The organism is Mesorhizobium tamadayense, from assembly GCF_003863365.1.
Taxonomy (GTDB): domain Bacteria; phylum Pseudomonadota; class Alphaproteobacteria; order Rhizobiales; family Rhizobiaceae; genus Mesorhizobium; species Mesorhizobium tamadayense.
In genome coordinates, this window is sequence record NZ_RQXT01000029.1 from 41,553 (window position 1) to 68,549 (window position 26,997).

Annotated in this window: 17 protein-coding genes; 3 read left to right on the forward strand and 14 right to left on the reverse strand. The window is 60.9% G+C overall.

Annotated elements, in window-relative coordinates; translation table 11 throughout:
• Positions 1-10: 10 nt before the first annotated feature.
• Together kduI and bglB are read right to left on the reverse strand one after the other, a co-directional pair.
• Positions 11-844 (reverse strand): 5-dehydro-4-deoxy-D-glucuronate isomerase, encoded by an 834-nt coding sequence (gene kduI, locus EH240_RS21750; RefSeq protein ID WP_125002443.1) that lies wholly within the window; start codon positions 842-844, stop codon positions 11-13.
• Positions 841-1,941, reverse strand: coding sequence for a beta-galactosidase BglB (gene bglB, locus EH240_RS21755; RefSeq protein ID WP_125002445.1), 1,101 nt, complete (start codon positions 1,939-1,941; stop codon positions 841-843). The genes kduI and bglB overlap by 4 nt, the downstream gene beginning before the upstream one ends.
• Positions 1,942-2,068: 127 nt before the next feature.
• Here bglB and EH240_RS21760 point away from each other — a divergent pair, with 127 nt between their 5' ends.
• The gene (locus EH240_RS21760; protein ID WP_125002447.1) at positions 2,069-3,133 is read left to right on the forward strand and encodes a LacI family DNA-binding transcriptional regulator; all 1,065 of its coding nucleotides are present in this window, start codon (positions 2,069-2,071) and stop codon (positions 3,131-3,133) included.
• Here EH240_RS21760 and EH240_RS21765 read toward each other — a convergent pair.
• Together EH240_RS21765 and EH240_RS21770 are read right to left on the reverse strand one after the other, a co-directional pair.
• Positions 3,118-3,600, reverse strand: a complete 483-nt coding sequence (locus EH240_RS21765; RefSeq protein ID WP_125002449.1) for a flavin reductase family protein — start codon at positions 3,598-3,600, stop codon at positions 3,118-3,120. The genes EH240_RS21760 and EH240_RS21765 overlap by 16 nt on opposite strands.
• Positions 3,600-4,757, reverse strand: a complete 1,158-nt coding sequence (locus tag EH240_RS21770) for an LLM class flavin-dependent oxidoreductase (protein ID WP_125002451.1) — start codon at positions 4,755-4,757, stop codon at positions 3,600-3,602. Before EH240_RS21770 ends, EH240_RS21765 begins: the two co-directional genes overlap by 1 nt.
• Positions 4,758-4,886: 129 nt before the next feature.
• On the opposite strand from EH240_RS21770, the gene EH240_RS21775 reads away from it, so the two are divergent.
• Both EH240_RS21775 and EH240_RS21780 read left to right on the forward strand, forming a co-directional pair.
• On the forward strand, positions 4,887-5,624 hold the full coding sequence (locus tag EH240_RS21775; protein WP_245436268.1) for a GntR family transcriptional regulator: 738 nt from the start codon (positions 4,887-4,889) through the stop codon (positions 5,622-5,624).
• Between the two features lie 14 nt (positions 5,625-5,638).
• On the forward strand, positions 5,639-6,754 hold the full coding sequence (locus tag EH240_RS21780; protein WP_281035147.1) for a Gfo/Idh/MocA family protein: 1,116 nt from the start codon (positions 5,639-5,641) through the stop codon (positions 6,752-6,754).
• Between the two features lie 491 nt (positions 6,755-7,245).
• Here the strand turns inward: EH240_RS21780 and hxsA are convergent, their stop codons facing one another.
• From hxsA to EH240_RS21830, 10 genes are all read right to left on the reverse strand, one after another.
• The gene (hxsA, locus tag EH240_RS21785) at positions 7,246-7,791 is read right to left on the reverse strand and encodes a His-Xaa-Ser repeat protein HxsA (RefSeq protein WP_125002455.1); all 546 of its coding nucleotides are present in this window, start codon (positions 7,789-7,791) and stop codon (positions 7,246-7,248) included.
• Positions 7,788-8,897, reverse strand: coding sequence for a His-Xaa-Ser system radical SAM maturase HxsC (hxsC, locus tag EH240_RS21790; protein ID WP_125002457.1), 1,110 nt, complete (start codon positions 8,895-8,897; stop codon positions 7,788-7,790). Before hxsC ends, hxsA begins: the two co-directional genes overlap by 4 nt.
• A complete protein-coding gene (gene hxsB, locus EH240_RS21795) occupies positions 8,894-10,303 on the reverse strand; it encodes a His-Xaa-Ser system radical SAM maturase HxsB (protein WP_125002459.1) in 1,410 nt (469 codons plus the stop codon). The genes hxsC and hxsB overlap by 4 nt, the downstream gene beginning before the upstream one ends.
• Positions 10,300-10,755, reverse strand: a complete 456-nt coding sequence (locus tag EH240_RS21800) for a hypothetical protein (RefSeq protein ID WP_167484104.1) — start codon at positions 10,753-10,755, stop codon at positions 10,300-10,302. The genes hxsB and EH240_RS21800 overlap by 4 nt, the downstream gene beginning before the upstream one ends.
• A gap of 1 nt (position 10,756) precedes the next feature.
• Positions 10,757-15,313 carry an NACHT domain-containing protein gene (locus EH240_RS21805; RefSeq protein WP_125002463.1) on the reverse strand — a complete coding sequence of 1,519 codons (4,557 nt, stop codon included), beginning with the start codon at positions 15,311-15,313 and terminating at the stop codon, positions 10,757-10,759.
• A 202-nt stretch (positions 15,314-15,515) separates the two neighbouring features.
• A complete protein-coding gene (gene tnpC, locus EH240_RS21810; protein ID WP_125002465.1) occupies positions 15,516-17,156 on the reverse strand; it encodes an IS66 family transposase in 1,641 nt (546 codons plus the stop codon).
• A 76-nt stretch (positions 17,157-17,232) separates the two neighbouring features.
• Complete coding sequence (tnpB, locus tag EH240_RS21815; RefSeq protein WP_023693549.1) at positions 17,233-17,577, reverse strand: IS66 family insertion sequence element accessory protein TnpB; 345 nt, start codon at positions 17,575-17,577, stop codon at positions 17,233-17,235.
• Positions 17,574-17,960 (reverse strand): transposase, encoded by a 387-nt coding sequence (locus EH240_RS21820; protein WP_125002467.1) that lies wholly within the window; start codon positions 17,958-17,960, stop codon positions 17,574-17,576. Before EH240_RS21820 ends, tnpB begins: the two co-directional genes overlap by 4 nt.
• A gap of 599 nt (positions 17,961-18,559) precedes the next feature.
• The gene (locus tag EH240_RS21825) at positions 18,560-20,800 is read right to left on the reverse strand and encodes an AAA family ATPase (protein ID WP_125002468.1); all 2,241 of its coding nucleotides are present in this window, start codon (positions 20,798-20,800) and stop codon (positions 18,560-18,562) included.
• A gap of 600 nt (positions 20,801-21,400) precedes the next feature.
• On the reverse strand, positions 21,401-26,968 hold the full coding sequence (locus EH240_RS21830) for a DUF3320 domain-containing protein (RefSeq protein ID WP_125002470.1): 5,568 nt from the start codon (positions 26,966-26,968) through the stop codon (positions 21,401-21,403).
• Between the last annotated feature and the right edge of the window lie 29 nt (positions 26,969-26,997).

Sequence of the window (26,997 nt, forward strand, 5' to 3'; positions counted from 1 at the left end):
GCGGCCTCACTCATCGCAAATCCTTCACGGCAACCGGATCGACATCGGTATAGGCCTGGTTCTCGCCGGTCATGCCCCAGACGAAGGCGTAGGGACCTGTGCCGGCGCCCATATGGATAGACCAGGCCGGCGACAGCACGACGTCACCGTCGGCGACTATCAAATGGCGGGTATTGTCCGGCCGGCCCATCAGGTGGACCACACGGTCCGCTGCTCCGAGGTCGAAATAGCAATAAGCCTCCATGCGCCGCTCGTGCAGGTGCGGCGGCATCGTGTTCCACACGCTGCCGGGCGCGAGGTCGGTGATGCCCATCAGCAAGAGGCAGGAAGGCGCCACTTCGGGATGGATATACATGCGCAGCGTGCGCTTGTTGGCGCGCGCCTCCTCGCCCAGCACCAGCGGCTTGGCTTCGCCCTTGGCGATGAGACGATGCGGTATCTCGGCGCCGGCCGGCACGGAATTCATGTAGAAGTGCGCCGGCCTCTCTGGATCGTCGCTCTCCAGCGCGACCTCGCGTGCGCCCCGTCCGATATAGACGATGTCGCGGTCGGCGACCGCGAAGCGCCTGCCGTCGACAGTGACAGTGCCGCCGCCGCCAAGATTGGCGATGCCCATCTCGCGCGCCGTGAAGAACAGCTCGGTGCCGACATCGGCGCCATGGCCGAACAGCAGCGGGTTGGCCAGCGGCACCGCGCCGCCGACGATCATGCGATCGATATGGGTGTAGACGAATTCGATCGCGCCGGGACGGAACAGGCCGTCGACCAGGAATTCGGCCCGCAGCCGCTCGGTGTCCATGCCGGAGATATCGCCGGGCGATGCGCCGTAGTTCGTCCGCATCATGCCGCCTCCACCTTCGCCTGCAGATGCCGCGAGCCTTCGGTCAGGCACAGTATGGCCAGCGCCTGGCCGTAGCCGGTCGGCTGGATCGGGATGTCGCGATAAAATTGCAGGTCGTGACCCATGCGGGTGCCGTAGGACACGTTCGCCACCACGCCCCTGTCGTCGATATTGGCTACCACCGCTTCGAGTGCGCGCAGGCCGGCGGCACGACATGCAACCGGGCCGACGCCAATCCGCGCAGCCTTCATCAGCCCATAGCCGAAACCGGCGGTGGCGGAGATCTCTTCATACGAACTGGGGTCGTCTAGCAGCGTGCGCCAAGCACCCGAACCCGTCTGCAGCTTGAGCAGCGCCTCGATCTGCGTCTCCAGCACGCCGAGCAAATAGGCCCGCACCGAAGGCACGATCTCGGCGAACTCGACCAGGTCGAGGATGCCAACGGTGATCCAGGCATTGCCTCTCGCCCAGCGGGCACGGGCAAAATTGTGCCGGCCCTCGAACGTCCAGCCATGGAACCACAGGCCGGATGCCGGGTCAGCGAGATAACGTGCGTGGACGAGGAACTGCCGTTCCGCCTCGTCAATGAGGCGACGCTCACCGGCAGCCTGGCCGAAGGAGGCGAGAAACAGCGCCACCATGAACAGCGTGTCGTCCCACAATTCGTCGTCGTTGACCCGATCCGAAACATTGTGCTGGAAACCGCCTTCCGGCGTCCGCGGCATGGTGGCGATTGCCCGTTCGGCCCAGTCGCGCAAGACTGGTTCGTAGCGCGGCTGGCGCCGGCGCCGCCACAATTCGCTGAGGCCCAGCAGTGGCGCGGTTGTGTTCACGTTCATCGCCGGCAGACCGGCCGCAATATGGCGGTCGTACCAGGCCTCGATCGTCTGCAGCAGCCTTTCGTCGCCGGTCTGCGCCCATAGCCGCACCAGCCCGTAGAGCCCGACGCCTTGCGGCCATTCCCAGCTGTCGAAGCTGACATAATCGCCCGGTGTCCCGTCGAGATTCGGCTCATCGAACCGCCCGTCATGGCGCAGGCCAGTCATGCCGGCCACAAGGCTGGCAAGCACGGAATTCAGGCGTTCGGACGACAGCGGCATCACTCCTCCGGGTTTTTCCGCTTCCGTCAGAACTGTCCCACAGGCATTTTTCTTGCGCAATCTGAAAATTTTTTGCAGATTTGCCCGACACCTGTGTTGAGTGACTTTGCCGGAGACGCGGGAACATATGACCATCCAGGGCAAGCGCGGCCGCCCCAGCCGCCGTATTCGACTTGAAGAGATCGCCGCGCGGTGCGGCGTGTCGGTCAGCACCGCCTCGCGTGCGCTGAGTGGCGTCGGCGGCGTAAGGGATGAACTGCGCACCACGATCATCGAAACCGCGAAGTCGATGAATTACGCCATTCCGGCCTCGGTCGCCGGCCGCAAAGTCATCCTGGCGGCAAGCAGCGTGGCCATGATCGACAGCGCCCGTTCCCAGTTCACCTATCACGTCCTTGACGGCCTCAACGAACGCGCTCGCATGCTCGGCGTCGAACTGGTTACCCGGCCGGTGGCGACATCGCAGGACGAAATCGCCCTGTTGCGCGACTCCGAGAGCGACGACAGCGTCGCCGGCTGCCTGTTCCTGACGCTCGACGATGACGACGTGCTGACGCTGACGGCCGGCCTTTCCAAGCCGGTCGTGCTCGTCAATGGCGACGATCCCTCGATGCGCCATTCCAGCGTGACGCCCTGCAACCGCTCCGCCGCCATGATTGCCGCCCAGCATCTGATCGGCCTCGGCCACCGCCGCATCCTGTTCCTGATGCGGCGCGGCCGGCGCACGATCGAGCGGCGCTACGAAGGCTGGCGCGACGCACTCATGGCAGGCGGCATCACCGGCTTCGAAGACCTCGTGGTCGAGGTCCAGGACTGGCTGCCCGAGCTTGCGAGCAAGGCGGTGAAAGAGCGCATCGCCGCCCGCGGCCTCGATTTCACCGCCGTGCTGACTGCCGGCGACAGCCTGGCCTTCGGCGCCATCGCCGGCGTCCAGGAAGCCGGATATTCGGTGCCCACCAATGTGTCCGTCGTCGGCATGGACGACCTGCCGCTGGCGGCCTTCTGCAGCCCGCCGCTGACGACGATGCATATTCCCATGCGCGAGATCGGCTCGGCCGCTCTCAGCCTGCTGCTCGACGATATGGCCCGTTCCGGATTGCCGCGCCGCGTCGAGCTCGCCTGCAATCTGGTGGTGCGCCAGTCGACGGCACCAGCCCGGGCCGGCGCCGGCCGTCATCAGCCGGCGCCTTGAGTCCGAGAGGCGCCACCGGCAAAGAGCAGTGGAGACCCCTCTTGCGTCTCCAGTTCCAGCACACGTCCGAGCAGGATCATATGGTCGCCGGCCGGAAAACGGTCGGCGACGCTGCATTCGAAGCGCGCCAATGCCCGCGGCAGCAACGGCACGCCGTGCTCGTTCCAGCTGAGATCGAGACCGGCAAAGTCGGAGCCGGATTTCGAAAACCGCCAGCACAGACCGGTCTGGTCTTCCGCCAGCACGTGGATGGCGTAGTGGCCTGCATTGGCGAAGGCATCGAACCGGCGCGAATGGCGGCCGATCGACCACAGCACCAAAGGTGGATCGAGCGACACGGACGAAAAACTGTTGGCGGTGATGGCGACCGGCCCGTCTGAGGTGCCTGTGGTGACGATCGTAACACCGGTGACGAAGCGCCCGAAGGCACTGCGCAACAGGCGCGGATCGCAGACGAAATGTTCCATCAGCGCCGCTCCCCCGTTCCCAATGGTGTCGCCGGGACCCGGTCCGGCACCCGGCCATAGGCGTGCGGCAGCGAGCAGGTCTTGAGTTGCGGCAGCACCTTGGTGCCGAAGTGACGTGCCTCGTCGAGGTGCGGGTAGCCGGAAAAGATGAAGGCGCGGATGCCCATCTTCATATACGCCTCGATCTCCGACAGGACCTGGTCGGCCGAGCCAACCAGTGCCGCGCCGCAGCCTGACCGCGCCCGCCCGACCCCCGTCCACAGATGCGGTTCGACATAGCCTTCCACGTCGGCGAGTTCACGGTTCCTGGCCTGGTGAGATACGCCAAGCGACCCGGCATCGAGCGCCCGTTTGCGGATCGCCCTGCCCTGCTCGTCGTCCAACTTCGAAACAAGCTCGCGGGCATAGTCCTTCGCCTCGGCCTCGGTATCGCGCACGATCATGTGGACGCGCAGGCCGTAGTCCAGCGTGCGCCCGTGGCGGGCAGCGCGTTCATGCACGGCTTTCATGCGGCCGGCGAGCTCCTCCTTCGCCTCCGGCCACATCAGATAGACGTCGCACTGTTCGGCGCAAAGCTCGAGCGCGTCGGGCGAATAGCCGCCGAAATAAAGCAGTGGGCCGCCATTCTGCTGATAGGGTTTTGCCGGCGCCGTCGGCACTCCCTTGAAACGATAGACCTCGCCCTCGAAATCGATGCTGTCCCGGGTCCAGGCCTGGCGCAGGATCTGCACCACCTCGCGCGAGCGCTTGTAGCGGTAGCCGCTGTCTGCCGTCTCGCCGGGAAAATCCGACGAGATGATGTTCACCGTCAGCCGGCCTTCCAGCATATGGTCGAGCGTCGCGATCGTGCGCGCCAGCATGATCGGCTGCATCTCGCCGCAGCGCACGGCGGCGAGCAGGTTGATCTTCGAGGTGATCGGCGCGCAGCCGGCGACAAAACTTAGCGTGTCCTGGCCGACCTGATAGGACGACGGGCATAGGATATTGCGGAAGCCGAGTTCCTCTGATGTCTTCACGATCTCGGAGCAATGCGCCCAGCTCGACCGCAGCGCGCCGTCCGGCACGCCTAGATAGCGATAGTCGTCCGCACAAAGCGCTGCGAACCAGGAGACTTCGGCTGCGTCGAGATCCGGCGAGGTGATTGGGACGATGGTCATTACGGCTCTCTAGAGAAAGTCGCTGGCTTGAGCGCTGCGAATGGGGCTTGCGTAGCATCTGATTTGATGTAGATCAATACTGTATCAATTTGGATGCCACTGGAGAATCGAGATCACTTGGGAAGCGGGATGCAATTGACAAGGGCCGATCCCGGCCACCGATCGAGCCAGATGCGCGGCCCCCTGCCCGTCCACTTGCAGATCAGCGAGATGCTGATCCGCGAAATCGCCGCCGGACGCCTGGCCGACGGGGCGCGGCTGCCGACCGAACGAGAGATGGCCGCGAGCCTGGGGATCGCCGTCGGCACCCTCAGGCGCGCCCTTGCCGACCTAACTGGAAAAGGGCTCCTCGACCGCGTCCAGGGGTCGGGCAACTATGTGCGGGCGCGCGGCGACCTGCTCGGAATCTATGCCTTCTTCCGGCTGGAACGCATCGGAGGTGGCGGCCTGCCGACCGCCGACCTCCTGTCGGTCGAGCGGTTGCCCAAACCTGCCGATCTGCCGGAATTCGGCAGCGCGCGAGAAGCCCACCGCATCCGCCGTCTGCGCCGGCTTGATGGTGAGCCGGCCGCGGTCGAGGAGATCTGGCTCGACGCAAGCCGTGCCGAGCGGCTCGACAGCGAGGACCTCTCGGAATCGCTCTATCTCCACTACCGGATGGCGCTCGGCTTCACGATCGCACGCGCCGAAGATCACGTCGCCGTTGCGCCCGTGCCCGAATGGGCTCCGGCCGAATTCAGGCCACTGGCCGGAACGGTCGTCGGCTTCGTTGAACGCCTCGCCTGGGCCGGCGACGGTGCCGGCGTGGAATGCTCGCGCACATGGTTCGATCCGGGTGTGGCGCACTACATCTCGCGTTTCAGATAATCGGAAGGAAGAGCGTGACCAAAACATCGATCGGCTACGGAATCGTTGGCTGCGGCATGATGGGCCGCGAGCACATCCGCAACATCGCTTTGTTGCCGGACGCGCATGTCGCCGCGATCTTCGAGCCCGACTCAGAAATGCTGGGTGCAGCGCTGGCATTGGCGCCGGATGCCCGGCCGGCAGCGTCGGTCGCCGAACTGCTGGCCATGAACGAGGTCGACTGCGTCCTCATCGCCAGCCCCAACCACCATCACCTTGCCCAGTTGGAGGAGATCGCCGAACGACGGCCGCTGCCGGTGCTGGTGGAAAAGCCGCTCTTCACCGATGTCGCCGACGCGGGCCGGATCGCGGCGCTGAAAGCCCGGCTGCCGTTCGTCTGGGTTGCCATGGAATACCGCTACATGCCGCCCGTTGCGGCCTTCCTTAAGCAGGCCAGCGACGCCACCGGCGGCATCCGCATGCTGACGCTGCGCGAGCACCGCTTCCCGTTCCTGACCAAGGTCGGCGACTGGAATCGCTTCAACCGCAACACCGGCGGCACCTTTGTCGAAAAATGCTGTCACTTCTTCGACCTGATGCGGCTGATCCTCAAATCCGATCCCGTGCGCGTGACGGCGAGTGCCGGACAGGCCGTGAACCATCTCGACGAACGCTACGGCGGCGAGACGCCGGATATTCTCGACCACGGCTATGTACTCGTCGACTTCGTCAGTGGCGCGCGCGCCATGCTGGAACTGTGCATGTTCGCCGAGGGCAGCCGCTATCAGGAGGAACTCTGCGCCGTCGGCGGCAACGGCAAGATCGAATGCCTGGTGCCCGGACCCGGCCGATTCTGGCCGGCGCATCTCGGATCAGCCCCGGTGCCCCAGCTCATCGTCAGCCCGCGCAATCCGCCGAGACCGCAGCTTCTGGAAATCCCGGTCGAACCGCAGCTGCTTGAGGCAGGCGACCATAACGGCTCGACCTATTTCGAGCACGCCCGCTTTGTCGCGGCGGTGCGCGGGCAGGGCAAGGTGGAGGTGACTTTGCAAGACGGCTGGTGGGCCGTCGTCATGGGTCTTGCCGCCGAAATCTCCGCCCGCCAAGGCCGCGCCATCGACCTCGCCAGTGAATTCGCGCTGCCAACTTAGGGAGTGCTGCCCTGGCGAGATGGCAGCCAGCGGCCACCATCATTGCAAGCCGGCCACGGCGAAATATTCCCACATCGTTCGTTGCTCGAATATCCGAGGGGTTCGAGTCCAAAACACGGAGGTTAACATAGTCATAAAACAAAATAAAATCAATAAGTTAAAGTAATGGTGGGCCCGGAGGACGTCTTAAAGATCTTGATTTTGTTGGGTTTTTCGTGGGCGAAAATCTGAAAGCTTCCCGTATCGTCCCGTATGCTCCCGCGACGCCAAACAGCCGACCGTAGCTAACCTCGTTCGCGAACGTTCGGAGACAGGGTCTAGAACGCCGGAAATGGGCACGCAAGCGGACGGTCAGCTTCTGCATACTCAGGCCGTCAATTTCCTACGCGCAGGACGACATTCGCATTACGAAGCAGATTGAGATAGAACAGAAGCAGTGTGGGTTCACGGTTTCGCAATAGACCTGCCCACGTTCTATTGCGCCCAGCATGTCATCTGGCCTCTATCCTTAGCGCAGTCAGCGTCTCGGGCGTAATCGTGCCGGTTACCTTCAAAGAGTAGTCCGCCTGCATGCGCAGTAGCCCGGCCCTCAGCTCCGGATTCATCTCGCCGTCTATCTCGCCGCTGTAATAGCCGAACGCGAGCAACGCGAACTGGACCTCTTGGACGATGTCCTTGAACTTGTAGGCATTGCCTGGGAGTGTCTTCAGCGGTGCCGGCGCCGGCGCGATAGCGGGCGCCTGGTAGGTCGGTGCGGGTGTTGACGGCGCGTTATAGGCCGGGATCCGTTCGCTTGGTGCCGGCGGGATGTAGGAATAACCGCCCGACGACGACCGGTGGCTCGAATGTGAACTATGGCTGCTATGGCTCCGATGTCCGGCCAGCGTGTACAGGTGGTCGAGCTTGAAAATATCGAAGAGAGACTTCGTCCTTCCAAGGTCGCCGTCCAACGTTGGCTTGGTCGGCAGCGCTTGTGCGTTGGCGGGCAAGAATCCCGCCGCGAGCAGCGACGGTATCGCGAAAAGCCGCTTCTTCATTGGATAGCCCCCAAATTGCTGTATCCGTGGTTAGCTGGATGCCACTCGAAAAACCCCCCGCACCTAGCCTTCAACGAGCATCCGTCACACTCCTCTCGGTAGGCACGCTTCCAGTCGGAGATCGTAGCCGGCGCCAGATGGCGGTATGGCTCCGGTACCGTGCAGAGTGGGAAATTGTAGAGCCAGGCATCTATTCCCCGGCTCCGCACGAGATCGATGGAACGGCTGACGACATCGAAGCCTTCCGAACTGTCGTAGAAGAGCGTCTTCCAGTTCATTCGGCCGAAGCCGATGTTCTCCATCTGCATGACTGCCCATGTCCGGATGAACGGCAGAGTGGAGATGATGAATCTTGCCAGTAGAGGCAGCCAATCCGCATTCGGACGCATCAGCACGGTGCGGAGCTCTACCTGGGCACCCAGGCGGCACATGAGCGCCAGGTTCTCCAGCAGTTGGGCGTGCGCGCCGGTCTTCCCGACGATCTCGTCATGAACAGCGGGATCGCAGGAATAGAGAGGGATCCCCCAGACCACCCTTCCCCGATCGATACGACTCATTGCCTCCCAGTCATCCAGATCGAAATGCTGGCCATTGGTCAGGACGTGGAAGGAAAGGTCCGGGCGCGCCAAAAGCACCCTTTCTAGAAATCGGAACAGCTGAGTTTTGAAAAGCGTCGGCTCCCCACCGGAGATCCCGATCGTCGCACCTTCCGGCGCAAGCAACGCCGCAGTCTCGAAATGCGGGAATAGGTCGACATGGTGGTTCTTGGGCGGCTGGGAGCACATCAAGCAAACCTGGTCGCACCGCTCGGTAACCAGGAAGGTGTTGTGTTGCGACGCACTACGGATAAGGCGATCCGCAGTTCCACGCCTCGGGTTCACGAGCAACACGTCTCCATCGACCTTGGAAGGATCGATGCCAAGGATTCGTATCGGACCGCCCTCGCCGACGTAATCAGCCCCTTCCGGGCCGACGCGCTCCAGCGCGACCTCGAAAGGGTTCATTTGTTCAGTGCTTTGCTCGCCGACCGCGAACTCAAACGAGCGAAGCCGGACCACGAAAGGCTGGTCGGCGTTAGCTTCCACCTTGATGCGCAAGGGTATCATGGGTGCACCGGCGCCAGGTCGCCGGTGCACCCGGCAACGCCGAGCCAGGCGGCCAGCGAGGCGCGCGTCGGCTCGTCGTTTCGGTAGAGGAGCTCAAAAACCTTGTCGAAGAGCGACAGGTGTCGGCCGCAGAACCATGTGTCAGGCCGCGGAACGTCGATCCGGCCATACCGGGAGATATCGTCGATCACGTCAGTGCCGCAGAACGGCTGATAGGCGCAATGGATGCAATCCGGATCGAAATGGTTGAGTGCCCCCGAATTGAGAACGTCTACCTTTGCCCGGTCGATTCCCGTACCGACATCGCCAATGCTGAGATCGATACGGCCGATCCTGGATAGCATGCGCGCCTCGTCGGTCGGGTAGAAGCGGCCGTCGTGGTCTATCACGACATAGTCCGAGGCGAAGAAATTCGGGTTGCGTATGTCGACGTGGTTGTCGGCGTTTAAGCGGAGCACACGCTTCAGGCACTGGCTGAAGTAGTATTCCTCCATAAAGCGTCCAGTGCGACGGTTGCGAGCGATCAGCAGGTCGATGAATTCGCAATGAAGGCGATTCCAACGCGCAAGGACATTGTCGCCCTGTTGAATCTTTCGCGCGAATCCTTGGTGGTTTATCGGGCGAAGGTAGACGGACCGGACTCCATAGCGTTCGTAGTTGTCTAGCAGCGCCTCGAAGTCCGGTGGGTTGTCGACGTCCACCGTCGGCAATGCTGAGATTTTGCCCTTCGGATAGCGGGAAACGGCTGCCTCGAGATTTCGAAAGAAGGCGCCGGTGACCTCGCTTCCATGCGTGCGCTGGCGCTCGTGCGTTACCCGGTCTCCGTCAAGGGACGTGCTGATGACGGTGTCGTCGGCATCCAGGAACGCCCATTCGCGCGTATCCAGTCGCTGCAGGTTGGTGCAGACGACGAACTGGCATTGGGAGAACTTTTCCCGGCAGAAATCGCGGACGGCTTCCAGTATGTCGACCCGAAGCAGGGGCTCGCCACCCTGGAATTCGATCTTGATGTCGGGACCTTCCAGACTGTCGAGAAAAGAGAGGACACCAGCGAGGGTTTCGGGCGACCAATCGAACCCGCGGGCCGTTTCGGGAGCGCGGGAAACCTGGCAATAGCCGCAGGCAAGATTGCAGCGGAGCGTCGGCACGAGGATGACGTAGTTCATTCTCGTCGGCCTCGACTGGCGCCTCGCCCACCTGTAGGCAAACGATGTCCAGCGAAGGTCGAACTCCTTGTCGAAGCCGTGATTTCCCTCTTTCAGGAAGGTCTCATCGGCGGGGGACAGGTTGTCGGTGGCGTACCGGTCCAGGAAGCCGTGGCTGGACTTGAAGAACTCGCCTGCGTCATCGGAGAACAGCACCGAACCGTCCGACATCTCGCGGAACTTCAATGGCCATACGTTCATCGGCGTGTCACCGCGGCGACCAGCGCTTCACGCGTGGACAAGGTTTGCGCGTATATTTTCTCGCGGTAGACGGCGTACAAAACATCTTTTCGAAGCTGGTCTTCAATACCTGCTGATGAGCCTATTGATATCGTACCGCCTTTCCACTCAAGGCGGCAGTTTGGATAGAGGGCCTGCAGCCGAAGCATCGCGGCATCGGCGTATTTCTCGAACTGCGGCGGGATCTTCACCACACATTCGCATTCAGTAATGTTCGAAAATTTCGTCATGTCCCCACCCAGCTCGATAATGCGCGGCGAGACATGAACAATCAACGCATATTTGCTTTTCTTTCTGTCTTTCCACTCTATCCACTCGCTAAAATACTGTATCGTCTCTCCGCCTTCGATTTGTCCTGCGTTCAGACATGGGACCAATCTTCGCCGAGCTGCACCCAACCGTGCTCGCGGCACGTCAACGATCCTTGTCCGCCCTGGAAGCCGCGTTCTCCCGATCCTTGAGAAGTCGCGAACGAAGCTGGCGGGCCTCGACGACAAACTCATACGGGAGCGCCTCAAACACATCCTTGAGGCTGACCGGATCGTTGCGCGCCCAGAGATAATAAGGATCGACGATTTCCATGATTTTTACCAAGCGAGCCCACTGGATCGGCTTCGGCGAATCGAGCAGCCGACCGCGATGCAATAACGCAGCCGTTTCAAGGCGACGTTGACGGAGCGCCACACGAGCGGCATCGCTTACGGCCGGCAGAGTTTCGGCCGCGAGCTGGTCAAGCCAAGGTACCATCACAGCTGAAGGGATGACCGCGGCTACCTGAGCCGCCAAGACTTGGTCCTTTGAGCGCTGCGAGCTCGCCAGCGGAGCAAGCAGCGCTGCCAGTCTGTCGCCCCCCAGATGTACGCGAAGGCGCCGCTCGAGCTGCAGGCGAAGGGAAGGCTTCGCGTCCGGGTAGCGGTTCAGGAGTTCCGGGCCGGCGCGATCTGGGTCGATCTCAAGCATCAGGTCGGCGGCAGCTGGTACCTTGTGGCGCGTGAGCAAGCGTTGCGCGGCGAAATAGGCTTCCTCCGGATCCTCGTTCCGCAAATAGCGAATGGCCGCGATCGCGTTCCCGCGATCAAAACCCGAGTGGCGGTAGGCCGCCCGCAGTAGCTCGTCTCGAGCCCGGCTGTCGCCCGCCTCGGCGAGCAGTCGCAACAGCCCTCCGTCAACGATCATGTGCCCGTTGGTCCGCGAGCGCCGCAGGAAGCTGACGACCGCAGCCCTGCCCTCTGGATGGTCGATGAGTGGACGCAGGTAACCTTGGCGCGACCATGATGAACTCCCTATGTCCTGCTCCGACAGCCAGTCAATAACGGCGCGCCGGGCATCTTCATCTCCGTGTTCGCCGAGGTAGGTAGCGACGAGGTGCGCTTCCTGGTGGATCTGCCCGGCAATCATCTCGCGCGCCAGCGGAAGCAGTCCGGGCGTGTAGAAGCCCAGCGCGCGAAACGAGGCCAGTATCCTGAGTCTGATTTGGCGGGAGGTCCCTGGTTCCAGGAAGGTCGCGACCAGGCGGGACGCATTCTCTGCGGCTCGGAGGAAGCTCGTCAGAGCTGCGGCAGTGTCGAGAGATTGTGCGTCGCCAGTTGTGAGGAGACCCATGATGCGCAGGCGGAGCGCCGAGGTGTCCCGGCCGTTCGACGAGCGCATCTCCGCAGCGTTCAAATAGATGGGGGAGCCGCTACGAATCATGCTTTCAATGTGCGAGTCGCAACCGTGGACGGCGAGCGCTTCCATGTGCAGGACCTGGCCAACGGACTGGGCGTCGGGGTCGCCCGGAGCCTCCGACAGCGACCTCACGACCGCGTGGGCCTCAGACCAGCGGGCGGCGACGTATCCATCTTGGCGACCAAAGGTACTCGGTCTTGCGAGCTCGGCCACGACCAAGTCATCGAACCCCACCCCGGCGATCATCGCCAGAATGCGTTCGCAATGGCCGCCGGTGATATCGCGCGTCATATCTATGCGGCCGCGGCGCCGTGCAGCGAACGTCAGCAGTTCGGCCTCGAGCGCCGTGCCGGCACGACTTCTCAGTCTGTCGAATTGCCAAGGTTCGCAAAGGCGAGGAAGGAAGTCCAAGGGGTGATGCAGTCGCCCCTCCTCCCGGTTGGGATCTCCAGTCCCGTTGAAGACACGGAGCCTTTCGGTGAAAGCGTCGAGTACTTCGTCGAGCGTTTCGGCATTCATCGCCTCGGGTCTGTTGCGGTAATAGAAAATGAGCTCGGTCGGTGGATCGTCGCTCCTGCTCGCACGCATGCGGATCGCGTTAGCGAGGCCCTTCGGATCGGCCGCTGCCAGTAAGTCGAACCACCAATTGGAGGCTTTCCAGCCGTAGAGGTCGCTGCCCTCCGCCAGTTGCCGCATGGCATCGCCTGGTGCTAGCCGTGCGCGGCTTCGCAAGATGCGCTCTGGCATCCACTCCTGCGTATCGGTCGCCGCCGCGTCGAGCACCGTACTCAAGGACGTCTCCCGGAAATGGCCAATCGCCTCTATGAGCGCGGCGCTTGAGGACGGCACCAGCGCCACCAACCGATCGCGATGTCTGTTCCAGATCGCCGACGCCGTGTCACCGTCAACCGATTTCTCATCCTTGAGCCGCCACAACAGCTGGTCGATCGCCGTTACGTCCGTTTCGGCGGCCAGCTTCTTGTCGAGCCACCCCGGGGCCACGGCAACGGCTATGCTCAGTGCATCGGAACTCAACTCCCGCCGGATAATCGCGAGCGACCGTGCCTCGACGTCCGATGTGGTTGCGGCCTGGTCGTAGGTGGCCGTGCGCGCAAGGTGCTCGCCCCAGATCGAGTCAAGCGCTCTCGGAGCGGGCACCACGGAGGCCGCGCGCAATCCGATGTCGACGCGGTGCTCAACGCCCGACGTGATCTGGCGCTCGATCAGGTCCTCGACGGGCCGAGCATCCGCGACCGCGATGGCGGCGAGGGCGAATGGAAGATCCCTCAGGATTTCCGAAATACCGTGTCCATCGAGCTCGTGAGCGGCGAGATATTCCAGGGCGGGAAGGATGCGCGGGCCCAGGCTGCCGAAGCCGTTTGTCCACTGATCCTCGGCATGCACTTCCGGTGGCGTCCGCGCGACATGCTCGCGAACGAGCATGGCAACGAATTCGGGCTCGCTCAGGCCAGCGAGCAGCCATAATGCGTCGAAGTAGACGTAGCTAAGACGCGTGCCGATCGCTTCGCCACTCTTGGTTCGCAGGACGTCGATCGAGGCAAAACGGGCCTCGGCTTCCGTCGGAGCCAATCCATCCTGCAGTATTGTGTCGACCAAAAATTCCGCGGCCGCCCAGTTGAGCATCCGGTCCGCGGCGAAAGCGACGCGGTCGGCAACCACGCGCCGTAAAAGCCCGACCTGCTCAAGGCGCAGGATTGCGGGATCGTCGAGCCCTGCGGCCCGCAGCTCGCCGATACGCCAAGGATAGTGGCTTTGCCCTGTCAGGAGTTGGCCGGCCAGCGACCTCAGGCAGTATCGGTCGCTGGGATGGTCGAATTGCTCGCGGGCATCCAGGCTCGCGTAGTCCCAATAGGCGTTGAACAGCTGATACTCGGACACGCCCGCCCAGGCATCGCGTTTCGGTAACTGAACGAAAATGCTAGCGTGCACCGGCTTCAGAAGCAGTTCGAAAACATCGTCAGGCATCGTCTCCAGTGCCGTGGCACGCCCATGTACGGTTAGGAAGCGGCGCAGTTCCGCACTCCGGAAATTGCCGATCTCAATGATCTGCAAATCCTGGCGAACCGAGCGGATCGCCTCGGTAATCCGCGGCTGGGCCGAGATGACGATGCGCACACCGTGCTCGTGCCACCTGGCTCGCGCGAGGCGCTCCGCGAAGGCCCGATCTTGCACGTCATCGACATAGAGGGTGAGCCACGTCCCGTCGGCACGACGGAGCGCCCCGCGCAGGCTTTTGGCCATGACCGCGATTGCCGCGCGATCCAGATGCGCCGGTTGCCAGATCCGCCCCCTGATGAAGTCGAGAACCTCCTCGATTGTCGCGGGCGCGCGCATGAGGATCGCGAGCTCGCCGCGATCGATCTGCTCGAAGGCGAGTTGTGCGAGTGACCAAGTCTTACCCTGTCCGGACTCGCCCGAGAGGACGGCGAGATCGGCCACGACATCGGGCAGAGCTCGACGCACCTGTAGTTCGCCGGCGTAGCCGATGAGGCGGGCATCCTCTTGGAGATGATGGCCGAGCAGCGTCGGCAAGGACTGGATATGGGCAAGCAGGCGATGCGCCCGCGGACTAACGAGGGCGAGCAGGTCCGCGGACGACAGCTTTGCCCCGTTCGTTGCGAGCATCATCAATTGGCCAATCAGCTGGTGGCGCTTGTCACTCACGTGCTCGCCCGGCTCGATGAGCGGGGTAAGCACTTTGTCGATCTCGTCTTGGGCCGCCGCTGGATCGAATACCCGGATTTCAAGCCGATCGAGCAGATGGCGCAACTCGGCAGTAACCTGGTCTAGGCCAGCAAATCTCGCGAGGCGTTGCTCAAACTCAGCCGTCGTCAGGCGTTCAGAGCCCCATCGATGTGGTTTGCCAGTGGCCCGCCCGCGCGACGCGATGTAGCCCTGAAGCGTGGCAAGGCCGGCCCCATTGTTGGTGACGAAGCGAAATGTCTGGTCGGTAGCGACATGAACCGCACGCAGCAAGTCGGGAAACACCTTTGAGGCGACCTCACTGCTCGACCATTTACCCCGGCCGGTGCGCATCTTCACCTGTTCGACGATGTCGCGTGGTCCGCGAAGAAGCCTATGGTCCCCGCCGCTGGTGGGTTCGAGATGCAAAATCATCTGGGCGCTGCCGTCCACGGGCGAAAGCGCGATGCTCGTCTCGAGGCCGAGGTGAACGCTCCGCAATATCTGAACCAGAAAGCCGGCGATCGCGCGCCGGCCCGGCGTTCTCGCGTCAAGGTCGATGGCAAGCGAGGCCGTGATCTGAGACGCCACGTCGTTCATTGTGTTGGCTTCCGCAGGCCCAATCCATGATCGAGCGATGATTCGCTCTCCAGAAGCAGCCTAATCACCGGTGCGGCAAAGGCGAGGCGGAAGAAGGGACCTGGCTGTTGAGGCGGACGCAAGCATCGGTCTACTTCGCGTCGACACGTTTGCAAGCCCGACGTTCCTGCACCGCAGAACGACCGCAATTATGCGTAAGCGGTCAGCCGATAACGTCAGGCCTAAAGTTCCAAGGCATGAGCATTTCGATTTCGGATGCCGGCCAGCCTTGAGCGATGCGGGTCAAGGTCTGCGAGAGCCAATCGAGCGGATCGACGCTGTTCATTTTGCAGGTTTGCAGCAAGGTGGCTACCGTCGCCCAGGTTCGTCCACCGCCGTGGCTGCCGGCGAATAGACTATTCTTTCGCGTGATCGTCTGGGGCCTGATTGCACGCTCGACGATATTGGAGTCGATTTCGATGCGACCGTCCATCAGAAAGCGTTCCAGCGCCTCCCGCCGGGTGAGCGCGTAGCGGATCGCCTCGGCGGTTTTGGACTTCCCCGAGACCTTGCCCAGTTCCGCTTCCCATAGATCGAAGAGGCTCGCGACAATGGCCACGGACTTTTCCTGACGGAGCGCGGCGCGGCTTCCGGCATCCTTGCCACGAACCTCGTCCTCGACCTTCCACAATTCGGTCATGGCGATGATCGAATCCGTCGCGGCCTGCGAGACCCCGCTGATGTGCAGGTCGCAGAATTTGCGCCGCAGGTGAGCCCAGCACCCGGCGAGCCGGATTGTTTCATTGCTGCCGGCTTTGGCCCGTGCCTTGACCAGGTTGGTATAGGCCGAGTAGCCATCCACTTGCAGGATACCGCTGAACCCGGCGAGGTGGCGCGCCACACAATCTGCGCCTCTGCTGTCTTCAAAACGATAGGCAACCATTGGCGGACTGGTTCCGCCATAGGGTCGATCATCCCGTGCGTAGGCCCATAGCCAGGCTTTCGTGGTTTTCCCGGAACCGGGGGCAAGGGTGGGCAAGGTCGTCTCGTCGGCGAAGACCCTTCCGCCCTCCTTGACGCGCTCGAGGATGTAATCGGCGAGCATCTGCAACTCGAAGCCCAGATGCCCCATCCACTGCGCCATCAACGACCGGCTGACTTCAACGCCATCGCGCAGATAGATGGCCTCCTGCCGGTAAAGCGGAAGGCCGTCGGCGTATTTCGACACGGCGATGTAGGCGAGCAGCCGCTCCGTCGGCAGGCCGCTTTCAACGATGTGCGCCGGCGCCAGAGCCTGGACCACGCCGTCACGGCCCCGGAAAGCGTATTTGGGACGGCGCGTGACGATGACCCGGAACTTCGGCGGCACGACGTCCAGCCGCTCGGAGCGGTCCTCGCCGATCAGAACCTTTTCCAGCCCCTCGCAGTCGCCCGGGATTTCCGGCTCGACGACCTCCTCGATGCGTTCGAGGTGGGCAGCAAAGCCCTTGCGCGGACGCGGGGGGCGCTTCGGCTTGTTCCCGACCGCGCGGTCGAGTTCGCTCCGGATTTCCGAAAGGCCGGTCTCGACCTCTTCGAAGGCAAAGGAGGCCTGCTCGTCGTCGATTGCCAGGCGTAGCCGCTCGGAACGCGTGCCATGTTGCGTGCGCTGTAAAACTTTCAGGATCGACGTGAGATTGGCGATCCGCTCGTTGGCGCTTTTCTCGACAGCTTTCAGCCGGGCGACCTCCGCCTCAGATGCTGCGATCCGAACTTCGGCGACTGCGATCTGGGCCTCGCTTGCAGCCTGCTCGCGAGCCATGGAAAGGATCATCGCCTTCAGCGCATCAACGTCGTCGGGAAGGGCAAGACCCGGTAGAACCATGGCAAGCAACAGAGCACAAAAACAGCCGCTTTCCCAACCGTTCCAGCCGCATGATTCATCTTGCCGCAGGCCGGTTTCAGCCCGTCGATAACGGCCGCCTGACCCTGGCCGGACGGATCTTTTTCCAGTCCAGTCCGGCCAGAAGCGCCATCAACTGGGCGTGGTCGAGACGCATGCGCGCGGCCGATATCGCAGACCAGCAGAAGCTGTGATCTTCCAGAGTCTTCGAATAAAGACAAACCCCGCTGCCGTCCCACCACACGATGCGAACCCGGTCCGCCCGCTTCGAACGGAATACGTGAAGCGCCCCCGAGAACGGGTCCAGGCCGCCATCCCTGACCAGCGCCATCAAAGATGCCGCGCCCTTGCGGAAGTCGACCGGCTGGCACGACACGTAAACCACCACACCGGAAGCGATCATGCCTTGCGAACCGCGCGGATGATCCTCACCAGGCGATCGGGATCAACATCGCCGCCGGCGCGCACCACGGCATCGCCAATGACGATTTCCACCATGTCGCTGCCCATCGCATCAAAGCGCGTGAACTTCGCCGGCTTGCTCGCTCCCTCCGTCAGTGGCGCAACCATGCCCGACGAAAGCGCCTTGCGGCGCCACGCATAGAGCTGCGAGGGGTCCAGCCCCTCGGAACGCGCAACCGCCGACACATTGCCCCCTGGCGAGAACGCTTCGGCGACAAGCCGTGCCTTCTCTTCGTCCGACCGATGGCGCGGCTTGCGTCGGGTCGGCACAGGCTCCGCCGTCAAAATCTCGAATGTTCGATGATGGCTCATACTGTCGCTCACAGGATTCTCCGCATGATTCATGCTGAAAATGAGCGATCAACCGACTGCACGCTACGTGGGGATGCCTACGCGCTTACAATTATGCAGGACGAACGGATGGCAGCTTACGGGTGCGACTTAGGCTGAGGGCGACCATCCAGGTCACCTGATTGGATTGGCCAGTTCGAGCCCGGAAAATACCCCGAAATCAGCCCAGTGTAGCGGACGTGCGACCAAGGAGTGCTTGGTCAGAACGAGGGCGTTCGAGTCCACGTTGTGGGCCTCTTCTGGAAAAACCTAAAAATCAGCCACTTACGCGGCCGTTTTGATGGGCGTGGAGGGCGAATTACATCGTTGCTTCTGTTGACTTTTTCGTGGGCACCTATCCATGAACCTTCCCGTATCGTTCCGTATGGTTCCGCCACTGCTGCCGCTCAAATGATCCGTCCAATGGCTCCTTTCGCGGCATCAGAAGACCATCTCCTCAAGCTGATCGCGAAGGTCGCCTCTGTCACGACTGCAGACCGTCCGCTATCGGAGCGACTGCAGCTGATAACTGCCATTCGCTCACAGGCGACTGGTCGTTCGGCAACGCCAGTCACCCAGGCTCCTGAAGAGTGTCAGCGTGTTGCTTCAAGCGAACCGTAATGAACGGGGTCGTGGTTCCGCACGGCATCCAGGATTAATGTAACGATTGATTGCGCCTCACTCATGTCTGGTAAACGCATTCCGGCACTTCGCGAAAGCGTGTGAGAATAGAAATGCATAAATTTGCGGGCGCGCTCAGCATCAACCGGATCGGTGATGAGACGATCAATACTGCTATCTATGTTAACGTGCTCGAGGAACTTGAACGAAGCGTACCCTTCGATGAATCTCCTCGCCATGTTGCCGAGATTGAAGATGATCTGATGATCGTTCTGGGGGTTCTCGGCGTAGCCGGCAATCTGGTGAAAGATGTAGAGGTACTCGGAGCGATATTTCTGAATGCTGTCAGGGCATGGAATAATCTTCGAAGCGACAAGGCCATTCGCGTCCGTCCGCTCAACGAGATATGTCCGATACATCTGATCACTCATCTTCCTCATCCAATCCAGCATGAGATTGAAAAACTCATGGCTGTGGGTCGAGATGAACAGTTGCCTGGCCAGACATTCATGCCTGGCGGGTTTGGGCGCCCCTTCGTTGAACCGGTAAAATATGGTTCTGATGAATGCGCAAACGTGCAGAAGATGGTGCGCGTCAAGGCTCGATATCGGATCGTCGATATAGACGATGGTCTGCGAGAGATTGTTTCCGTTTTCGAGGAGCTTGGTGATGAAGTAACAGAAGGCGATCGCGGTACGCTCGCCTTCGCTCAAGTTTCGGGCAGGTGCTTCGCCGCGCATCAGCTGAAAACGGTCGCTATCAGTGACTTTAACCTGAATATCGGCTTTCCCGAAAAATCGCCGAAGGGTCTCGTTGATGGCTTCCGCACCTTTGGTCGCGTTTGAGAGTTCCGCCTGAAGGTTGGCGATCTCCAGATCAAGGACAACAAGGGCCGCTTCAGAGTCCGTTACAGCTTTCTTCTGAGCACCAATTCGGACCTCAAGTGCAAACCGATCGATCCGGCGCATCGCGTCGGCTGCGTAATGATCCTTTAGCATGGCAACAGCGTCGTTGCGCGCGGAGTTGAACCGACGGGTGCGATCATTGTTCTCGTCTATCAGGGCCTGAAAACGCCTCGCTGCCGCAGCGAGTGGATCGGATTGTGGTTCGCCGTCCGGTGCCTGCACAATGTCGAACGGATTTCTCTGCTTTTTCTTCAGGGCATCGATGAGCGCCTGTATGGCACCGTTGAAGCCGTCTCTAGCGAGTGCCAACTCGCGACCAGCCTGTATATGTTCAGCGTGCAGATCCGCATAAAAGCCTGATAGGGGATAGGCGGCACCGGCAAACTCCATCCGTTGCCCAGTAAGTTCATCAATCGTTGTGGTGATCCGCTTCTTGAGATCATCAAACGCATCGGAAAAGTGGGCGTTGAGTGCCGCCTTGCGCGCGATAGTGAGTTCTCCTTCGCAGAATTCACAGTGCGACTTGCCGTCATGCAGATGTCGCCCATGTTCAACCCATGTTGCAATATCCGGGTGTTCCAGAAGACGCGCGATCGTGGCAGATGAGTCGATCTGGTCGCTCAGGAGAGCAATGCCGTCGCGCCAGAGTTGGTTGATGGAGTGCGTGACAATCGAAAGATCGGGCAGAACATCCTTCTGCTCGGCACTCACTTTGCCGCGTGCTGCCTGAACCTGCTCGGGAGGTAGGGCATCGGGCATCGTGCCATTCCAAGCACTGATTATGGGACGCAGGTTAGTCCTGTTGAAACGGCCGACCGGAAGCTCGTTCACGATCTGGCTGGCACAATCCGTTTCAGCCTTACTGATTCTGTCATCAAGTCTCTTGGCCTCAGCGACGGCTGCCTTACGCTGATCGTCGAGTTGCGCACGCTGCATTTGCTTCTGTACGAGGTTATCGCGTCGTTCGATATTTTCGGCACCGAGCAGGAGGATAGGATTGAGACCGTCGGTATCATCCCAACGAAGATGTGCTTTACGGAAATCCTCATTGAACACACGTACGTTGCAGGGCGTTGCAAAGGCATGATCGTACTGTGTGCCGTCAGCGTGCACCACGTCAAAGCGCGCGTTGGGATAATCCGGATGGAGTGCGCCATCTTCCAGGCAGCGAAACACACGCGATAGCGTTGTCTTTCCTGAGTAATTCCAGCCGTAAATCAGATTGAAGGGCGCGAACTCCGGTAAGGTACCTCCGGTGAAGTTGTTGAAGACACCGAAATCCTTGATGCTTGAAATACGTCTGAACATAATGCCCACCCTAAAATGCGATTCGTTGCTCTAGCCAACCAGCACTCGCAACGCCTGGCGGGTTCCGCCGAAAAGTTCGGACAGCCATCTTGCGCCAGCGGCAAGTTTCGGCGGGCGGTGGTGGACAGTCGCCATCGTGACGCACGATGGCAGAAGTCTCCTCACGGAGCGTCATGTCCAGCTGCGCCTTGACCTTCGCTACACTTACCTATTTGGAAGTGGAATAATAGACAGTTCCAAGATTATAATGCACCTAAACCCTCATCCTTCTAGGCCCTTGTAGACATGGAGATTCGCGCCCATGTTCGGCGGACCATCCATTGGCGAGAACAGTACCATTTACTTCTACCGGCCCATCTGCGGGTGAGCAAGTCTAGTTGTTCAGCTGAAAAATACGATTCGCAATTTGGATTCTCTGGCGTCAACTCAATCGAAACTAGCGTAACAACTCGCTGACAACGCAGCGGTGAATCGAGATGGATGTCGGCCGTGTGAACAAATCGAAATGCCATTCAGTCTCCAGCCAAGGACAGGGTTCGTCCCAGGTTCGCTCTGATTTAGCGAGGGCGATTAAGCCCACCCTCACATTTCGCTGATTTCTTACTGAGCGTTCGCGCCGTCTATCAGCAGCCCGTCTTGATACCGCAACGATCCCTTGGCGACAGCAGCGGCGACCGCCGTTGAAATCAATTGCCTCAATTGAGCGCTTGTGGCTTTGAAGCCCAGCATCCTCGCGATGCTCGGTCCAATTTCGTCCTCCGTCGCGCCGAGATTGGATCTCACCACCTCAATGGCTCCTTGGGCAACTTCTTCCGATGAGATCATTTCGGGCTTACGCAATCCAGGGGACATGACACCGCTGCGGTCCCGTAGCTGAATAGGGGCGCCGGGCTTAAAGCAGAAGTCGCCCCGCCGTGCCACCGCTCCCCGTGCTTCGGCGACAATAAGGCTGCGTTCAATCGCGTCCTGAATTCTACCGCCGGCCCGCTGCAGGCCCCACGCAAGCCGAATACGCGATACCACCTCATCGAGATGGATTGGCGACTCCGCAGCCACGACCTGCTCGACCAGCCCAGCCAGAAGACCGGTGGGCGTCTCGTGAAGTTCAAACTGGCCGAGCGGTCTCTGTATATGGGCTTCCGAGTAGGTCCGATCTGGTGCCGCCGTTCCGTTGGCGGTTTCCAAGCCGATTTCGGTGACATTACCTCGGTCGACGGTTACGACTTGTACGGCTGCGGCACGGCTTCTCTGGTTTCCCAACTCTGCTCGTTCAGCGAGTTCTCTTGTCGCAGCATCAATCGCTGTCACTGTCCGCTCGAGCTGTTCGCGCGGCCGTTGGAACCAATCAGCGCTCCAAATGCGATGTATGATCCAGCCATGGTCTTCCAGGACAGCCTGACGCAGCCGATCCCGATCTCTGGCAGAGCGCGACGAATGATACTCAGCGCCGTCGCATTCGATGCCTAGTAGGTAGCGCCCTGGCCGCTCCGGATCAGCAACCGCCAGATCGATGAAGAAGCCCGCGATACCGACTTGCGCATGGACCTGATAGCCTCGTTCAATCAATGCGTTGGCTACCTGTTCTTCAAAGATTGAATCCATCTCCCGGGTCGTCGTCTGGGCGAGCGAGATACGCCCGGTCCTCGCGTAGTGCAAAAAGAGCTTGAAGGCGAACACCCCCTTGCCCTTTCCGCGCTCAAGGTCGATGTCCTCATCTGTTATCGACGCGTACACCTCACAGGCACGCTTGGCCCGGCTTATGAGGACGTTGAGGCGACGCTCACCGCCTTCCGAACCGAGTGGGCCGAAGCGCATGGCCATATAGCCCTGGGCATTCTTCGCGTACCCTACCGAGATAATGATTACATCCCGCTCGTCGCCTTGAACGTTCTCCAGGTTCTTGACGAAAAACGGCTCGCTCGGATGGGCGTGGAAGAAGTCTTCCGTGTCGGTATTCAGTCGCCGCAGCGCTTCAAGCTCATCTTGGATCGCACGACGCTGGCTAACAGAGAAAGTCGCAACGCCCAGAGACTCCTGCGGATTCGACTTCGCATGACGGATGATCGCTTCTGCTACAGCTCGCGCCTCGATCGGGTTCGTTCCGGTCCCTCCTGAATCGAACACCCCGTCCGGCACGTGATGGAATCGCAGCCCCATGCCGGCCTCCTGGGTGTAGGGGCTCGGCACAATGAAGAGCCGGTTCTCGTAGAACTGGCTATTCGACACGGCAATCAGCGATTGATGACGACTGCGGTAGTGCCAGCGAAGCATCCGCTGCGGCAAACCACGAGCCATGAAAAGCCCGAGGATGCTCTCGATATCAGCGACCTGTGCACCCTCTCCGTCGTCATCTTCAGACTGCGAGCCCGTCATCTTCGCGAAAAATGTGGTCGGCGGCAGTTGCCGTTCATCGCCAACGACAACCACCTGGTTCGCCCTGGCAATTGCGCCGAGCGCATCCACCGGCTGGATCTGAGACGCTTCGTCCATAACTAAGAGGTCGAACGACATCCGACCGGGCGACAAAAACTGTGCCACCGAAAGCGGGCTCATCATGAACACCGGCTTCAGCGCTTGGACAGCAGGCCCTGCCTTGAGCATCAACTGCCGGACAGGCATATGGCCCCTCTTGCGAGCCATCTCAGATCGAAGCAATCCGACAGGCCCAGCTCCGCCATCTCTTGGAGGTATCTTCCGATGATGTGCGGTCACGACCTCGATGGCGCCAGCCTTGATCCTTTGTCGGTCCAAATCAGCAAAGTCGCGGACAGCTCTGGAATGGAGCTCGCCGTCGAACCTCCCTAGCTCCGGCTCTCTATAAGCCATCGCCGTCAGCATTTTCTCGTAATAGGCCATATCGAAAACCGACCGCGCCAATGCGGTTGGAATCTGGCCGTTGGCCAGGCCGTCTATCAACTGCCCTAATCCGGCCTTTCGGGCAGTATCGGATCGTTCTTCGTAGGCAACCCATTTCGAGAGCTGTTCGTGATGCTCGACCCAGCCCTGCAATCGAGCAATCAACTCGGGTATCACGACGTCGGAGAAATCGCCTACTCCAAACAACGACGAAGCGTCTGCTTTCAAATCCTCTGCAACCGCCCTGAATTGCAGCGCCGCGGCTTGGGTCGCTTCTCGCGTTGCACGAGCTGATTTCGCAATCTCGACCCTGTCACTCAAACGGGCGACAAGGTGGCGAAGTGCGCTATTATTTTTCAGCCAGAGCTCGGCCTGCGTAAGCGCGGCCCAGTTGGATCCTCGCCCGAGCCAAGACGAACCGAATGCTGACGTGCCAAGGGCGTGAGCGGCATCGATCTCTTGAGCAAGCGTCTGTAGGGCGCGCAGGCGTCTTACGAGCTCCAGCCGATGCGACAACTGATCGGGCACGGTGGCCAGAAGCTCTCTAGACGCTTCATCCGCTTGTGCCACGGAGCGCGCCTTCACTTCCATCAGCTGCAGTGAAGCTCTTTCTGCGGAAGCCACGTCATCCAGCATGGACGGCGCGAGGTGACCGAGATCATTCCAGAAGCCCTCGATCATCGGCCGGCCGATATCGATCACCTTGCGAACCCGGAGCGCACGCGCGCCCGCTTCGGAGCGTTCGGCCATCCGCCCAGCGATAAGACGCGGTTCCGAGCCAAGCCCCCTCAGTGTGCGCATCCATTCCACTAGCGCCAGGAGCGGTGCCGACGACGATTTTTCCCGGCGCCAATCTGCTCCGAAGGCGGAACGACCAAAGGTGTCGCCATCACGGACCCTCGAGGCCGCCGCTTGTCCCTTAATCAATACGTCTAGGAGACGCACGATCTCGGTCGACGGCGCGTTGGAATCAACCAGAAGGGATCGCACAAGTGCTTTGGCGCGACGGTAGTCGCCGCTCAGTGCCTTCAACAGTCCGGTATGGGTTGCGAGAGCCTGCCTTGTCGGTGCTACGTCCGTGCTCCAGGCAGCGTCGACAACCTTGCCCTTCAGTTCTGCTTGAACCGCCTCAAGCGTTGCGACGCTCTCGGCAAGATCTGCTGCTTGTTCAAGTCCTGAGTCCCACACGGTCGCAGCAAACGCTTCCGGACTTGCGTCAGGGGCGGCCGCAACTCTCTCCCCCGTCACGATTAGTCTAACGAGCCCTGCCAGCGTATCCGGTACAACCGTTGACCCCAGCTCCTGGTTCAACCGCTCCGCTTCATCCCGCAATCGCGGGAGCAGAACGGCCAGATGGTGCGCGCGGACAAAGCCGTCTTTCGGAAATTCCGATGGCAGTTTCGCAAGCTCGGTATCGAGATCGTCAATTGGGGTGTCGATCGCCGTCGCCGCCAAATGCCGAGAAACGTCTTCGAATTTGCGGGCGAAATCCGATCCTGTCCAAAGGACCGACGCGATTTCCTTCGGCTGGTCGTCCCACGCCGGCGAGACCAACGCGTCGGCGGGCAGCTCTGGTGCGGAAGCAAGAAGTTCCGCGCGATCTTCTATCTCGCCGCTGTCGCTCAGAATTCGCGGAGGCTCGGCCTCGATCCGCGCGGCAATGTCAATCAGTTTAGCCTGTACGGCCTTCGCTAGATCCAGCAAGGATGATATCCGTGGGATAAACCGTTCGACGGTGGTCGGCAGTACGACATCCAGGCCAACCCCTCTCCAGGGATGGTGGATGGGTAGCCCGATTTCGTTTATCCGCTGAGAGACCTCGTCGAGCAACTTCCGGCGTGACGAGACGCCCTCACTCGTCCAATCGGTGGCACCCGCGAGTTCGATATCAACGGGTTTTTGCCCGCTCTGCCTGAGCCGGGTTAACTGGCCGAACACCTGGTACGGCGTCAGGGCGGATGCGCCAAACGGTACATGCATCCGGTCGGCATGCGCATTGAGTTTATCTCGCGCCTGCAACAACTGGTCGGTGAGCGCAGACGGAAATTGGCCTCGGGGTGATCCGAGCTGCCAGGTGCGGCGCAGCTCCTCCAGCATCATGCGCTTGTTCGCCTTGTTGCTGTGGAGTTCCAGGCAAGCGTCCCCTACCCCGGCATTGTCGAGCCGACGCTTAACGACCTCCAGCGCGGCCATTTTTTCGGCTACGAAAAGGACGGTTTTTCCGTCGGCCACGGCCGACGCGATAACGTTTGCAATCGTCTGCGATTTGCCTGTGCCGGGAGGACCTTGGATCACAAGGTCGCGCCCCTTCCTGACATCATGGATCGCGAGCGTCTGGGAACTGTCGCTGTCGACGATATGCAACATCTCCGCAGGCGCAATGTGCGGATCGATCGCGATATCGTCAGAGATCAGCGGCTCGCGTGCTTCAAAGCCGTCAGAAAGGAGCGAGCGGATCTTCGGCTGTTCGATGATCTTGGTGCCATCGGGCCAGATTTCGGGATCAAGGTCCCGGTACATCAAAAACTTCGCGAACGAGAAGAACCCCAGCACCATGTCGTCCCGGAGCACCTCCCAACCCTCTTTGGTTGAGATCGCTGCGGCCACGGCATCGAGGTACTTTGAGGCGTCGAAGTCGTCTCCAGCATCGAAGCTCGGCATGGCGAGCTTGTGCATCCGATCGAGATAGAGTTCGAGAGAGAGATTCGCGCTCTGATCCTCAGGCCTCGCGCGTAACCGGAACTTCTCTCCGGCCGTTCCTCGCTCGAGACGAACCGGTACCAAAATGAGCGGTGCTTGACGGATGTTTTCCTTGTTGTTCCGGTCAACCCACTTCAGCATTCCGAGCGCCAGAAAAAGGACGTTAACGCCCTGCTCCTCTTCTAGCGTCCTGGCATCGTGGTAGAGATCAAGAAGCCGGCGTTGTAAGCCGGTGGGAGTCATCCGCGTCTGCAGCTTGGTGTCTGAATGTCGCGCCGGGATCCCCCGATCGTCGACCCCATCGTCCTCTGGCTGAGCCAGGGAAATGGGCGAGTAGTCAATCTCGTCATCCGCGGCGGCTTCTTGGCCTGCCTTCGGTCTATCGGGCTTGCCGGCGAGGAAGGTAAAGGCCTTGCCTTCGTTCACCAGCAACCGATAAATCTCGGACGACTTCTCATCGACGATGTCGATCGTCTTCGCGCTCTTGGAAAACCGCGGCACGTTCAAAAGCCGATTGCGCGCGGAAAGGTCGAGCAGCTCCATCCTGGCACGCTCGAGTTTCTCCCTCAGAGGCAGATCGCTCTGGAAGACCGATTTTTCGACGTCAGACAACTACACCCCCATGCAGAACGAAACACATA